Origin of the sequence: Xenorhabdus sp. KK7.4, from assembly GCF_963876465.1 — a bacterium.
GTDB classification, from domain to species: domain Bacteria; phylum Pseudomonadota; class Gammaproteobacteria; order Enterobacterales; family Enterobacteriaceae; genus Xenorhabdus; species Xenorhabdus stockiae.
Map to the genome: position 1 here is coordinate 379,912 of NZ_CAWNQF010000001.1, position 13,675 is coordinate 393,586.

At 45.9% G+C, this 13,675-nt stretch carries 11 protein-coding genes and 1 riboswitch; of the genes, 6 read left to right on the top strand and 5 right to left on the bottom strand.

The features are described from left to right. Nucleotides 1-69 precede the first annotated feature (69 nt). Nucleotides 70-690 (bottom strand): TIGR04211 family SH3 domain-containing protein, encoded by a 621-nt coding sequence (locus AACS90_RS01705; protein ID WP_099120100.1) that lies wholly within the window; start codon nucleotides 688-690, stop codon nucleotides 70-72. 311 nt (nucleotides 691-1,001) lie between these two features. On the opposite strand from AACS90_RS01705, the gene AACS90_RS01710 reads away from it, so the two are divergent. The 3 genes from AACS90_RS01710 (at nucleotide 1,002) to hldE (ending at nucleotide 6,363) form a co-directional block, all read left to right on the top strand. After that, nucleotides 1,002-1,961, top strand: a complete 960-nt coding sequence (locus AACS90_RS01710; RefSeq protein ID WP_193757101.1) for a CYTH domain-containing protein — start codon at nucleotides 1,002-1,004, stop codon at nucleotides 1,959-1,961. A gap of 16 nt (nucleotides 1,962-1,977) precedes the next feature. After that, nucleotides 1,978-4,851 (top strand): bifunctional [glutamate--ammonia ligase]-adenylyl-L-tyrosine phosphorylase/[glutamate--ammonia-ligase] adenylyltransferase, encoded by a 2,874-nt coding sequence (gene glnE, locus AACS90_RS01715; protein ID WP_099120102.1) that lies wholly within the window; start codon nucleotides 1,978-1,980, stop codon nucleotides 4,849-4,851. Between the two features lie 87 nt (nucleotides 4,852-4,938). Continuing rightward, nucleotides 4,939-6,363 (top strand): bifunctional D-glycero-beta-D-manno-heptose-7-phosphate kinase/D-glycero-beta-D-manno-heptose 1-phosphate adenylyltransferase HldE, encoded by a 1,425-nt coding sequence (gene hldE / locus AACS90_RS01720; RefSeq protein WP_099120103.1) that lies wholly within the window; start codon nucleotides 4,939-4,941, stop codon nucleotides 6,361-6,363. Between the two features lie 112 nt (nucleotides 6,364-6,475). Here hldE and ubiK read toward each other — a convergent pair whose 3' ends face one another. Next, nucleotides 6,476-6,775, bottom strand: a complete 300-nt coding sequence (ubiK, locus tag AACS90_RS01725; protein WP_099120104.1) for a ubiquinone biosynthesis accessory factor UbiK — start codon at nucleotides 6,773-6,775, stop codon at nucleotides 6,476-6,478. 172 nt (nucleotides 6,776-6,947) lie between these two features. Further along, nucleotides 6,948-7,148, top strand: a riboswitch (FMN riboswitch). Nucleotides 7,149-7,266: 118 nt separating this feature from the next. On the opposite strand from ubiK, the gene ribB reads away from it, so the two are divergent. After that, a complete protein-coding gene (gene ribB, locus AACS90_RS01730; protein ID WP_099120105.1) occupies nucleotides 7,267-7,920 on the top strand; it encodes a 3,4-dihydroxy-2-butanone-4-phosphate synthase in 654 nt (217 codons plus the stop codon). Nucleotides 7,921-8,251: 331 nt separating this feature from the next. Beyond that, on the top strand, nucleotides 8,252-9,028 hold the full coding sequence (gene ygiD / locus AACS90_RS01735; protein WP_099120106.1) for a 4,5-DOPA dioxygenase extradiol: 777 nt from the start codon (nucleotides 8,252-8,254) through the stop codon (nucleotides 9,026-9,028). A gap of 134 nt (nucleotides 9,029-9,162) precedes the next feature. Here the strand turns inward: ygiD and AACS90_RS01740 are convergent, their stop codons facing one another. The 3 genes from AACS90_RS01740 to tolC form a co-directional block, all read right to left on the bottom strand. Further along, the gene (locus AACS90_RS01740; protein ID WP_099120107.1) at nucleotides 9,163-10,323 is read right to left on the bottom strand and encodes a glutathionylspermidine synthase family protein; all 1,161 of its coding nucleotides are present in this window, start codon (nucleotides 10,321-10,323) and stop codon (nucleotides 9,163-9,165) included. Nucleotides 10,324-10,346: 23 nt separating this feature from the next. Continuing rightward, nucleotides 10,347-11,015 carry a DUF1190 family protein gene (locus AACS90_RS01745; protein ID WP_193757110.1) on the bottom strand — a complete coding sequence of 223 codons (669 nt, stop codon included), beginning with the start codon at nucleotides 11,013-11,015 and terminating at the stop codon, nucleotides 10,347-10,349. A gap of 304 nt (nucleotides 11,016-11,319) precedes the next feature. Beyond that, on the bottom strand, nucleotides 11,320-12,690 hold the full coding sequence (gene tolC / locus AACS90_RS01750) for an outer membrane channel protein TolC (protein WP_099120109.1): 1,371 nt from the start codon (nucleotides 12,688-12,690) through the stop codon (nucleotides 11,320-11,322). A 218-nt stretch (nucleotides 12,691-12,908) separates the two neighbouring features. Here tolC and nudF point away from each other — a divergent pair, with 218 nt between their 5' ends. Then, nucleotides 12,909-13,580: an ADP-ribose diphosphatase gene (gene nudF / locus AACS90_RS01755; RefSeq protein ID WP_099120110.1), complete on the top strand. Its 672-nt coding sequence runs from the start codon at nucleotides 12,909-12,911 to the stop codon at nucleotides 13,578-13,580. Nucleotides 13,581-13,675: the final 95 nt, after the last annotated feature.

A 13,675-nucleotide genomic window follows, 5' to 3' on the forward strand; every position in this document is an offset into this window, starting at 1 on the left:
ATATCCTTAAGACTATGTTCTTGAATCGATATTCCTGAACACTGCATCCTTAAAACCGGCGTTTTAAAATCAGCTCATCCAGCGATCTTTGCGTTTCCGACGCGGAATGATATGCGGCAGAACAAGCCCCAACAGCAGGCCGATACCAGCGACAGCTCCGCCATACATGAACCACTGCAAAATGATTTCTCTTTGTTTATCATCGAGCTGTAGGTTAGCAATTTCTACTTTTTTCTCAGCGACAGTCAGCTTGTTATTGAGTTTGGTATTCTCGGCTTTTAAATCATTGATGATTCTATCGCTGGCAGCGACTTTGTCCTGCATTTCAGCAGTACGTTCATTCCAGCTATTATCAATATTAGCCAATTGCTCAGTCAGCGTTTTAATTTTCTGTTCCATAGCGGGAATACGCTCGTGCACACTGGGAATAGCGCTGAGTTCACTGGATAAGATCCAGCTTGTACGCCCTTTGCTGTCTTTTATCTGCGAGTAGCCATTCTCTGATTTAGGATTCACCAGAATGACTTCTGAACCCGCATTCAATGAACCCGTGATGCGGTTCTGATTACTTGGGCCGCTACGAATGTAGGCTGATAGTTCATCGGAAACATAACGTTTTTCTTCAGCATGCACGGATAACGGAAGTGTAAAACCAAGTAATAAAATAAGTAATCGATGTAGTTTCTGCATTCTGTTGTCAACTGTTTTGGTGTATGTGATTAACGTGATTCAAGCTATCCAATTTTTCAAACTACTCAGGCTGATAGTAAAGAGTTAAGTTTGTGGGTGCAATCAGTAAACCAGAATGAATGTTCAATCAACTGACCGAATATCGATATTGTTAGGGTTTTTTTGATGGAGTAGCACAATCATTGTTGAGAGAACAGGCTATTGTGGTTTATTTTTCATATTCTGAAAAACTTCTCTGAAGAATTTCCCTGAAAAAACCGTGGTCAGGATGAAAAACGATCCGCGCAGTATGAACCGAGAGAGAGATAGATATGCGTTCTGTAGAAGTAGAGTTGAAACTGTCAGTAAAACCCGAAACGATATCGACAGTACGCGACCGATTATTCCAGCTTCCTAATCATTACACCTCACCACAACATTTGACCAATATTTACTTTGAAACACCGGATAACCAGCTGCGCCGCTGGGATATGGGGCTGCGTATTCGTGGTTTTGACCAACAGTATGAAATGACGATTAAAACAGCCGGGCGGGTCATTGGTGGTTTGCATCAGAGACCAGAATTCAACGTTCCTCTTCATCAGCCAAAACTGAATTTAGCCCTGTTTCCTGCTGATATCTGGCCTGAAAATACCGATATTACTCAATTGCAGGCTGCGTTGACGGATCTGTTCAGCACGGATTTTTCTCGTGAAAAATGGCTGGTGAACTATGGACAGAGTGAAATCGAAGTGGTTCTGGATAAGGGAGAAATCCGTGCCGGAGAGAAAACCTCGCCTATTTGTGAATTTGAACTGGAGCTGAAATCCGGGCAGGTGTCTGATGTGCTGTCATTAGCTGAAGAGCTGGCGGTTCAGGGGGGATTACGACTGGCAAACAGTAGCAAAGCGGCACGGGGTTATGCGCTTGTCAGAGAAATCTCGTCCATTAACTTGGCTGGTATGGAAGCGGAGATCTCTGAAACGCCGGAATGGCAGCAACCGTTATCTGTTCTTCTGACAGATATCCTGCAACAGTGGCAGGAACAAGAGGAAGGATGGCTGGCAGGGATCAATGCAGGAAAAGCAGGCTTAGAGAAAGTTTTAAAACGGGCAGGGCTGGTGGTTGAAAAACAAGGCGGAACAGCTCCGGCACTGGGTTTATTGTCTGAATTAGAAGAGAGCCTTTCTAAGGCCGATGCAGAGACTGGTGCAGAGAACCTGTGTTACAACGCTAAATGGCTGCAATGTAAACTGGCTCTGACTCAGTGGTTGATGACCCAATTACCATAAACAATGGAACCTGACTATGCTGCCACTTTCATCCGTTTTAACTCATCAATTAAAGCATATGGTGATGCACTTTCAGCCATCATTCCGGCAATCAGAGGCAATCTCAGATAACTTTGCACCTCATGAACAGGCGGTGTTGGCGATAAGTGACTTTGTAGCAGAAAATCTACTGACTCGCACGGAATGGCTGGATGAGATCCGTCAGGATCCTCCGCAGCCTGATGAGTGGAAATACTATTCTACATGGCTGGCTGAATGGCTGAATCAGGCTTTATCTTCAGCCAATGACGAAAATACCCTCATGCGGGCTTTACGCCTTTTCCGCAACAGAATGTTGGTGAGAATTGCATGGTCACAGGCTCTGCATAGCAGTACAACAGAGCAGACATTGCAACAATTGAGTGTACTGGCGGAAACGCTGATTATTGCTGCCCGTGACTGGTTGTACCGTCATTGCTGTCAGAGTTGGGGAACTCCCACGGATCAGGCTGGTGTTGCACAGCCACTATTGATTCTCGGTATGGGTAAACTGGGTGGAGGAGAACTTAATTTCTCTTCTGACATTGATCTGATTTTTGCCTATCCGGAAAACGGTGTGACACGAGGTGGTCGCCGTGAAATGGATAATGCACAGTTTTTTACCCGGCTGGGGCAAAAACTGATCAAGGTATTGGATCAGCAGACGATCGATGGTTTTGTTTATCGTGTTGATATGCGATTACGTCCGTTTGGTGATAGCGGGCCGCTGGTATTCAGCTTCCCGGCGCTGGAGGATTATTATCAGGAACAGGGGCGGGACTGGGAGCGTTATGCGTTAATCAAGGCGCGGATTCTGGGGCATGATGATCAGGCTTACTGTAACGAATTACGTCAGATGTTAAGGCCATTTATTTATCGCCGTTATATCGATTTCAGTGTGATCCAGTCGTTACGCAACATGAAGAATATGATTGAACGGGAAGTTCGTCGGCGTGGTTTAAAAGACAATATTAAATTGGGAGCTGGTGGAATTCGGGAAATTGAATTTATCACGCAGGTATTTCAGTTGATCCGCGGAGGCCGGGAGCCAATCCTGCAATCCCGCTCATTATTACGGGCACTGGAAGCCATTGAAACATTGGCATTATTGACTCAGGAGCAGGTCAGGCAACTCAAAGAAAGTTACCTGTTCTTACGTCGGCTTGAGAATTTACTGCAATCCATTCGTGATCAACAAACCCAGACGTTACCGGAGAATGAACTGGATCGTGCCCGTTTATGCTGGGGAATGGGATTTTCTGACTGGGATCATCTAACAGCAGAAACAGAAAAAAATATGCTGGTTGTGCGGGATATTTTTCAGCAGCTGATCGGTGATGAAACTGAGGGTAATGGTGAAGTCTCCGCTCATGTGCCGTTTAAGAGCCTATGGCTGGAATACCTGAACAGAGACGAACTGATGGCACTTGTTCCTCATCTCAGTGAACCTGAAGCCCAAAAAATGCTCGAGACGATGGTATCTCTACGTAACGATATCAGTAAGCGCACCATTGGCCCGCGGGGACGTGATGTGCTGGATCATCTGATGCCTCGTCTGCTGGCAAAGATTGTGGCAAGAGAAGACACCAATACCGTATTGGAGCGGGTTATTCCCTTATTGCTGAGTATTGTTAGCCGGACAACATATCTGGAGCTGATTCTGGAGTCAGAACAGGTGATGACCCACGTTATTCGTCTGTGTGCCGCTTCTCCGATGATTGCCTGCCAGCTTAGTCATCACCCTCTATTACTGGATGAATTACTCGATCCGACTTCATTGTATAAGCCATTACCGTTGGAGGCGTACCGGGATGAGCTGTATCAATACTTATTGCGTATTCCCGAAGATGATGAAGAGCAGTTACTGGAAGCATTGAGGCAGTTCAAACAGGCGCAACTATTTCGGATAGCCGCAGAGGATATCGCGGGTGCCCTGCCGGTTATGAAAGTCAGCGATCATCTGACTTATCTGGCTGAAGCGATTATCGGCTCGGTGGTGCATCTGGCGTGGAACCAGATGGTAAAACGTTTCGGTACACCAACTCATTTATCACAACGTCAGGGGCTTGGTTTTGCCATTCTGGGTTATGGCAAATTAGGTGGATGGGAACTGGGTTATGGTTCTGATTTGGATCTGGTGTTTTTACTGGATTGCCCGATTGGGGTAATGACTGATGGCGATCGTTCCATTGATGCCCGCCAGTTCTATTTGCGTCTGGCCCAGCGGATCCTTCATTTATTCAGTACCCGAACAGCTTCAGGGGTGTTGTATGAAGTGGATGCCCGACTGCGTCCGTCCGGCGAATCAGGCATGTTGGTCAGTACTCTTGAAGCCTTTGATGAATATCAGAAAAAAGAGGCATGGACGTGGGAACATCAGGCGTTGATTCGTGCCCGGATGGTATTTGGTGATGAAAAAATGCGGAGCGATTTTGAGCGTATTCGCGGTGAAACGCTATGTATGCCACGGGAGCCTGAACTGTTGCGCCAACAAGTACGTGAAATGCGGGAAAAAATGTATCGGCATTTGGGAAGCCATCAACATGGTCAGTTTGATATTAAAGCTGATCCCGGAGGGATCACAGACATTGAATTTATCGCCCAATATCAGGTACTGCGTTACGCCCCTGAAAACGCCAAACTGACCCGCTGGTCTGATAATGTCCGCATTTTTGAGTTAATGGCTGAATACAATATTATGGACGAGGAGGAAGCAAGTGCACTGACACAGGCTTATATCACTCTGCGTAATGAACTGCACCAACTTGCTTTACAGGCACTATCCAGCCATGTGCCTGCTGAACGGTTCATCGAACAGAAAGCACTCGTACACAATAGCTGGCAGAAATGGCTTGGAGATAAAGCACAGTGAGTCTGGCTTTTTCTGAGGGTTCTTTCTGGCATTCTGGCTGGTTATGGTAATATCCGCCACAATTTATTCTGATATTTGGAGCATGGGATGAACGTAGCACTCCCTGATTTTCACCGTGCAGGTGTTTTGGTTGTTGGCGATGTCATGTTAGATCGCTATTGGTACGGCCCAACCAGCCGCATTTCACCGGAAGCGCCGGTTCCTGTTGTTAAAGTTGACACCATCGAAGAGCGTCCGGGCGGAGCAGCTAACGTTGCTATGAATATTGCATCATTGGGCGCTAATTCACATTTAATCGGGTTAACGGGTATTGATGATGCCGCCCGTGCATTAAGCGAAAAACTGAGCAGCGTGAAAGTCCGGTGTGACTTTGTTTCCGTTTCAACCCATCCGACTATTACGAAATTACGTATTCTTTCCCGTAATCAGCAACTGATCCGTCTGGATTTCGAAGAAGGCTTCCAGAACGTAGATGCTCAGCCAATGCTGGAGAAAATTCAGCAAGCTCTGCCAAATATCGGCGCACTGGTATTGTCCGATTATGCTAAAGGCGCGCTGAGTCAGGTTCAGGCAATGATTAAGCTGGCAAATGATGCTGGTGTCCCAGTTCTGATTGACCCTAAAGGCCACGACTTTGAGCGTTATCGTGGCGCAACCCTGCTGACTCCGAATATGTCAGAATTTGAAGCTGTGGTTGGTCATTGTAAAGATGATGATGAACTGGTGCGCAAAGGTACGCAGCTGGTACAGGATCTGGAACTGAAAGCGCTGTTAATCACCCGTTCAGAGCGTGGCATGAGTCTGCTGCGTGTCGGGCAGCCTCCTTTACATCTGCCAACGCAGGCGCAGGAAGTTTTTGATGTAACGGGCGCCGGTGACACGGTAATTGGTGTTCTGGCAACGGCAATTGCAGCCGGTAAGCCACTGGCTGAAGCCTGTTATCTGGCTAATGCGGCTGCGGGAGTGGTAGTCGGTAAACTGGGTACCTCCACTGTTTCCACTGTGGAATTGGAAAATGCTGTGCGTGGACGTGCAGAAACAGGCTTTGGTGTGATGAATGAATCACGTCTGAAAGAAGTCGTTGAACAGGCGCGTCAGCGCGGTGAACGCATCGTGATGACGAACGGCTGTTTCGATATTCTCCATGCGGGGCATGTTTCTTATTTATCCAATGCCCGTAAACTGGGCGATCGCCTAATTGTTGCAGTTAACAGTGATGCCTCAACCAGACGCCTGAAAGGTGAAACGCGACCTGTTAATCCGCTGGAACAGCGAATGATTGTACTGTCTGCACTGGAGTCAGTGGACTGGGTTGTTGCATTTGAAGAAGATACACCGCAGCGCCTGATTGCTGGTATTTTGCCTGATATTCTGGTCAAGGGCGGGGATTATAAGCTTGAAGAGATCGCTGGCAGTGAGGAAGTCTGGGCCGCTGGTGGTGAAGTGCAGGTGCTGAATTTTGAAGACGGGATCTCAACGACCAATATTATTAAGGCGATAAAAAGTCAGTAATTGTATCTGAGCCATAATGCCGTTATGTTTTTTTCGTAATTTCACGGGTGACATCAACGGCATAGCCTGAATGATTGGGAGAATTGTATTTTGTTGCAATTCTCCTTATGTATTAATCAGCTTTCTTTTCGCCATGACTCTCTTCGGCATCAATCGCTGTTTTTGGGGCTTCGAAACGTGCTTCCAGTTCGTTCAGGCGCTGTTCCATACTGATCAGTTTTTCACGGGTACGCAACAAAACCTGAGTCTGAACATCAAATTCCTCACGGTTGACGAGATCCAGCTTGCTCAACTGAGATTGCAATACCGTGCGCAATTTTTTCTCTATATCATCACCAAACTCTTTTACGCCTTTCGGCATCGCATTGTGGATTTGGCGGGCAATTTGTTCAATTTTTTTCGGATCGAGCATAATGGGTATCCTTTTACTGACAGCGTCAGTTCAATCACCGGGCTGTTATTAATAAAAATAATGTTGTCGCTATTTTAATACCTGCTGGCGAAAGCACAAATGATTGAGAGGCAGGTTTTATATTTGGTTTTTACTAATTGCCCTGATGAAGCATTAACGTTATAGTCGAATGGCTTATCTCAGGGCAGGGTGAAAGTCCCTACCGGCGGTAAAATGAAATTATCTTCTGGTGATTTCATGAAGCCCGCGAGCGCTCTGTTTGTTGTTATCTCGTTGTTGTTAAAAATACAACCAATCGGGATATAAATAGAGGTCAGCAGATCCAGTGTGACTCTGGAGCCGACGGTTATAGTCCGGATGGGAGAGAATAACAGCATCAATCGGGCGCTTGCGCTCGTCTGTTGTTTTTTTGCTTCATTTTTAAGCAATATCAACTCCTCAAAATCGCCCTGATTCTGGTAACCCATATACTTAAAAGAGGTTTTTTTACCATGAATCAGACGCTACTTTCTTCCTATGGCACTCCATTCCAACGTGTTGAACGCGCTATCGCGGCTTTACGTGCAGGCGGTGGGGTAATGGTACTGGATGATGAAAATCGTGAAAATGAAGGTGATATGATTTTCGCCGCCGAAACCATGACTGTGGAACAAATGGCATTAACCATTCGTCATGGCAGCGGAATTGTATGTCTCTGCATGACAGATGAGCGCCGTCGGCAATTACAGTTGCCTATGATGGTGGAAAACAATTCAAGCCAGTATCAGACGGCTTTTACTATTACGATTGAAGCTGCACAGGGAGTGACAACAGGCGTATCTGCCGCAGATCGTATTACAACCATTCGTGCGGCTATTGTAGATGGCGCGCAGCCGGATGATCTGAATCGTCCGGGGCATGTTTTTCCTCTGCGGGCGCAGAACGGGGGGGTTTTAACCCGCCGTGGTCATACAGAAGCAACGATTGATTTGGTCAAACTTGCAGGCTTCAAACCAGCGGGTGTGTTGTGTGAGCTGACGAATGATGATGGCTCCATGGCCAGAGCACCTGAGGTTATTGAATTTGCTCAACAGCACGATATGCCAGTGGTCACAATTGAAGATTTGGTTGAGTATCGCATTAAAATGGAAAAAGCTGTTGGCTGATTCAGTTCGGTGGTTTTCTTCTACTGATATCGTCCTCCATTAGCATGGAATATCTCATGGTTCTCAATTTGTAGCTGATAAAACTACATTCCGAGTCATGATGGGTAAAAAAAGTTCGGAATAAAAGGCCGAACAGGATAGAATATATCAGTTCTTATCGCATGTACGCTTATAAGGCCGCAGTCCACACCCTGTGGCCTTTCAGTATTTTTAAAGTACCCCATCATTTTTTGATTGGTCATATTCAGGGAAGAAACATCATAATCTTGCCATAATTTTTTTGTCGCTATCCATAATCCACCATGTTTGATTTGCTGTATGAGGGACGAGAATGAGTCTCCTGAGAATGCCCGCCTTGTTCATTGGTCACGGTAGTCCAATGAATGCCATTGAAGATAATTGTTATTCACGAGCCTGGTTTGAATTAGGGCAAAAACTCCCCAGACCAAGAGCCATTCTGGTAATTTCTGCGCATTGGTATATAGATGGTACTGCTGTGACGGCAATGTCTCAGCCCAGAACTATCCACGATTTTGGTAATTTTCCCCGTGAATTGCATGAAAAACAGTATCCAGCGAGAGGTTTTCCTGAACTGGCTGTTTTGGTACAGGATATTCTTGAGCCGATTGAGGTCGAAACTGATTTTGACGAATGGGGATTGGATCATGGCTCCTGGGGAATATTAGCTAAAATGTACCCTGATGCGGATATTCCGGTGGTCCAGCTGAGCATAGATCGTAATCAGTCGACTGCTTTCTATTATGATATAGGTAGAAAACTATCTATGTTACGGGATGAAGGCGTTATGATCATCGGCAGCGGGAATGTCGTGCATAACCTGCCAGCCGAAGAGCTGGGCGCAGAGCCTTACCCGTGGGCACTCTCTTTTGAGCAGTTTGTCCGTGAAAACCTGACTAGCATTGAAGAGCCACACCCGTTACTTCAGGCTTTGGACAGGGAAGATGGTAAATTATCCCACCCGACACCTGAACACTTTATGCCACTTTTCTATGTACTGGGAACATGGGATAAAGAAGAGCCAATTTCAACGCCTGTTGAAGGGATTGAAGATGGCTCTTTAAGTATGCTGACAATCCAATTAGGGTAATACCCTTCATCTTTCGAACGGGCACTTTATTAGCTACGCTTGCCCACCCCAGTCACATAGTTATCTATGTTCCTGGGGGTTTACTACCTGTTCGCTAATGCCATGTAATTCAACATCGATTAGATATGACTGAATTAATCCAGAATGATATGCGGATAGAAGCGGGACAGATCCTGTGTGATTAATTCCCGGTCTTCGCGGATACAGATACCCGCAGCCTGATCGTTCACTAACCAGCTTCCTACCAGCGCATGGTTATCGCCGAATTTAGGCAGGGCATGGAACTGCTGAACAATCATGCCTTCTTCACCATAAGGGCCATCTGCACTGGCTATTTCCCGGCCATTCTCGATAATACGGATATTGGCCCCTTCACGTGAAAATAAAGGCTTAATCACGTAGCTGTCCATGTCTGCCGGACGTTCATCAGCAAAATAAGCAGGCAACAAATTAGGATGATTCGGGAACATTTTCCATAGCATCGGCAATAATGCTTTGTTGGAAATAATACTCTTCCATGCTGGTTCAAGCCAACGGACTCCAGCATCAGCCAGTTTGGTCGAGAAAATTTCACGCAGCATGAATTCCCACGGATACAGCTTAAACAGATTACCGATCACCTGATCCTGTAAATCTGTAAATTGCCCCTTTTCACCCAGACCGATATCTTCAATAAACAGGAATTCTGTCGGAATACCGGCTTCTGAAGCACAATCCTGCAAATACTGGATTGTGCCACGGTCTTCTTCACTGTCCTGACAACATGCCATATGCAGCAGGCCAAACCCGTGTTTTTCGCGTAATTGCGCAAAACGTTCGATCAGCTTTTCCTGTAGGCTGTTAAATTGGTCTGCATTCGACGGCAGATTACCAGCATTGACCTGATCTTCCAGCCAGATCCACTGGAAGAATGCCGACTCATACAGGGATGTCGGGGTATCGGCATTATTTTCCAGCAGTTTTGGTGGATTCTGACCATCGTAGGCAAAATCCAGACGGGAATAGAGTGAAGGCTGGCTGGTTACCCATGAAGAGCGGACAAACTCCCAGCAATGCTTAGGGATCTGGAATTTTGTCAGCAGCTCTTCACTATTGACGACTTTTTCCACAACCTGCAAACACATCTGATGCAGCTCTGCAGTAGCATCTTCAATTTCTTCAATCTGACCCAGACTGAACTGATAATAGGCTTCTTCACTCCAGTAAGGCTGGTCATACATGGTATGGAAATTGAAGCCATATTCTGTTGCTTTTTCGCGCCAGTCCGGGCGCTCAGTAATACTAATGCGTTTCATCTTTACTTAATACTCACTTTGACTTAGCCGCCCATTGAACGGGAAGAACTGGAACTTGAGCCAGCAGATGAACGCTGCATACTGGATTGTTTTGCCACCGAATCACCGAACCCACCACGCGTAATTGTCGTTGTGGTTGCCGGTTTTGGTGCCATTGCGGTTTTTGGTACAGACATGCTACGACCGCCAGCGGTAGCCGGGCCATAACTTTTACCTGTAGCGTCAACAAATTTACCATTAGCCGGGCTGCTGGCTGATTTTGATGAGAACAGCGGTTGCGAAGGCGCAGACCGGTTACCCATCAGGTGCCCCATCATATAACCCGCCATCAAAGGCATCCAGAAGCTTCCGCTACTGCTTTGTGCCTGAGTGCCGACACCTGCCTGTGCAGGAGCCTGAGTACACTGCTGTTCACCAAATTCCGCCACGCAGTCTTCACGGGTCGCATATTTTGGTGCAGTTTTCTCTGCTTCTTTCAGGGCGTTGTTATAAGCAATGGTACATTGTTCACTTTGAGAAGGATTTGCCTTGGAACACTCATCGGCATTGGTATAAAGCGATACCGTTTCATCGTTCTGTTCACAGGCAGAAAGCATGAAAACAGCACTGACAGCGAGTGCCACAGGTGCCAGACGATATTGTTTCCACGATTTGCGGAAACTATCGCGGTTAATCTCTTTTGTCCGTTTCATTGTCATAGGGAGCATCCATCTTAAAGGTATCAGATTAGATTAAGAGCTAATCCCACCAGTGACTCACAATGGGATGGCTTATACCCGTCGTCTTTCAAATGGCCTCTTTGTTGGCTGCATTCGCTCACCCCAGTCACATAGTTATCTATGCTCAGGGGACTTGCTCCTTTGCCGCTGCGATTCAACTCGAAATCCATAGGGTATATTAGGCTCTATTAAAAATAGCCCACACAACGGCGGGCTGTTTATTGAGTATAGCGCGTTTAATATAACGTTTTTTAATCTAAAACGATAGCGCGTTAATTCAGCGAATTGATGGTGTTTTCATCTCTTTAATAATATTGCTGGCAGAGGTTGAAACCTGTGTTCCCAGTATATTATTCAGTGCAGCCAGATCGTCTTCGTTCAAAGTACCACGGGATTGCTGATTAACCAGTAGACTTATCAGGTACTTATAACGTGCTTGCGAAAGATTCTTTTTGGCCTGATACAGTTTGGTGGTTGAGTCCAGCACGTCAACGATAGTACGGGTTCCTACCTGATAACCGGCTTCCATTGAGTGCAGTGAGCTTTCTGCGGAAAGCACGGCTTGTTTGTTTGCTTCAATGCTACTGATAGAAGCTGCAATATCATTGGAGGAAGAACGAACATCCTGAATAACCTTGCGGTAAGTATTTTCCAAATCCTGACTGCTGGAGAGGAAATCATATTTAGCCTGTTCTACCTGAGAGCTGGTTGCACCGCCGCTGTAAAGTGGCAGGCTGAATGAGACACTAACAGAATTGTTGCCTTTATACTGGTTGTTACTTTCACCGGGAATGCCATGACGCGTGTGATCATTCTCAACTCCTGTACTGGCTGACAACCCGAGAGTTGGCATATAACCAGTCTGAGCATCTTTGATCTGTTCACGTTTCAAATCTTGCATCAAGCGTGCAGATAACAGGTTGAGATTGCGGGTTTCGGCTTCTTTCAGCAAGTCTTCAGCTGGTTTTGGCTTACTTGTCTTGAAGTGATCAATGTTCAATGAAGCCAGCTGTGGGTAATAAACACCGGTAATCAGGCGCAATTTTTCCAGTGAGTTATCCAGCTCATTACGGTCATAAACTTCCTGTGCCAGAATAGAATCATATTGGGCCCGGGCGTTCTGGACGTCAGTAATGGCGGCCAGCCCCACATTGAAGCGCTGGGTTGTCTGATCCAGTTGCCGGTAGAGTGAGGATTTCTGAGCTTCGCTATAGGTCAGAGCATCAATTTTGCTCAGGACATCAAAATAAGCATTGGCGGTATCCAGAATTAATTTCTGCTGGGCTGCCTGATAGCTGATATCGGCAATCCCTGCTTTCTTTTCTGCCTGATTCAGCTTACTCCAGAAGGACATATCAAAAATGCTCTGTTTCAGCGATAAGGCTGCGTTGGTACCATGAGTTTCCCGTTTACCGTTGCGAAAAGCTTTAGTATAGCTGGCTCCCGCATTCAGGCTTAATTGAGGTAACAAAGGGCTGCGGGCTACATCAATCCCTTCAAAAACCGAATTGCGATCAGCCAGCGCCTTAAGCAACTCAGGGTTAGTTTCTTTCGCCTGTTTATAAATTTGTAACAGGTCTTCTGCGTAGCCTGAAGTACTGAAACCTACCAGATTCATAGCGATAAAAAGAGATAGCAATTTTTTCATTTGCGTTCCTTGTTGTGCAGCTATTTTGCTTAAGTTGCCTCTGCATAAAAACAATATCACAGATTCTAGCAGAGAATACTTGCAGTATAAGGTGGCTGTTTGTGCCATATTGCCTTATTTTCTAGTGTGTTTGTATCTTCAAAATCAATTTACTTAGAACAATGTGAAAAAATACATTTTAATAGTAGAGAATTAAAAGATAACAAACAGGAGCTTTTATGCGCGAAGATCTTACCTCACCGCTTATTTCTACAAAATCGATAGATTCAGAAAAACCATTTACGTTTTCGAAACAAGATGTTGAAGTTATTTCCCGAAAAACACTCTATCACGGTTTTTTCAAAATGACGGAATATCAATTCAGACACCGTCTGTTTCGTGGAGGATGGAGCGGGAATATTAAGCGTGAAGTATTTGAACGGGGCCATGCCGGCGTTTTGTTGCCTTATGATCCGGTGCGTGATGAAGTTGTCCTGATTGAACAGATCCGCATTCCGGCGATAGAAACCAGCCAGACACCGTGGTTGCTGGAAGTGATTGCTGGCATGATTGAAGAAGGGGAAGATGTTGAGCAGGTTGTCCGCCGTGAAGCGATAGAAGAAGCGGGGATTGAAGTTAAACGTTGTCAGCCGGCATTGAGTTACCTTGCAAGCCCCGGAGGAACAACAGAGCGCATGAGTATTTTTGTAGGAGAAGTCAACTCTTCTACTGCCTCAGGTATTCATGGTCTGGAAGGGGAAAATGAAGATATCCGGGTACTGGTTGTCAGCAGAGAGCAGGCTTATCAATGGGTTGAAGAGGGAATTATTGATAATGCGGCTTCCGTTATTGCAATACAGTGGCTGGCATTGCACCATGAAAAACTGAAAAAAGAGTGGCTGGAAATATAAGTTGCAATTTGTGTTGGGAAACGTGAAGTGTGCCCCAGTCAGCAGATCTTATGTATAAAGACACGTTAGAATGACCCTCTATGACCGACAGGAAA

Coding starts and splice junctions, on each gene's coding strand:
- nudF (WP_099120110.1), top strand. CDS start 12,909: ATGCGCGAAGATCTTACCTCACCGCTTATTTCTACAAAATCGATAGAT.
- AACS90_RS01710 (WP_193757101.1), top strand. CDS start 1,002: ATGCGTTCTGTAGAAGTAGAGTTGAAACTGTCAGTAAAACCCGAAACG.
- glnE (WP_099120102.1), top strand. CDS start 1,978: ATGCTGCCACTTTCATCCGTTTTAACTCATCAATTAAAGCATATGGTG.
- AACS90_RS01745 (WP_193757110.1), bottom strand. CDS start 11,015: ATGAAACGGACAAAAGAGATTAACCGCGATAGTTTCCGCAAATCGTGG.
- AACS90_RS01705 (WP_099120100.1), bottom strand. CDS start 690: ATGCAGAAACTACATCGATTACTTATTTTATTACTTGGTTTTACACTT.
- ygiD (WP_099120106.1), top strand. CDS start 8,252: ATGAGTCTCCTGAGAATGCCCGCCTTGTTCATTGGTCACGGTAGTCCA.
- tolC (WP_099120109.1), bottom strand. CDS start 12,690: ATGAAAAAATTGCTATCTCTTTTTATCGCTATGAATCTGGTAGGTTTC.
- ribB (WP_099120105.1), top strand. CDS start 7,267: ATGAATCAGACGCTACTTTCTTCCTATGGCACTCCATTCCAACGTGTT.
- ubiK (WP_099120104.1), bottom strand. CDS start 6,775: ATGCTCGATCCGAAAAAAATTGAACAAATTGCCCGCCAAATCCACAAT.
- hldE (WP_099120103.1), top strand. CDS start 4,939: ATGAACGTAGCACTCCCTGATTTTCACCGTGCAGGTGTTTTGGTTGTT.
- AACS90_RS01740 (WP_099120107.1), bottom strand. CDS start 10,323: ATGAAACGCATTAGTATTACTGAGCGCCCGGACTGGCGCGAAAAAGCA.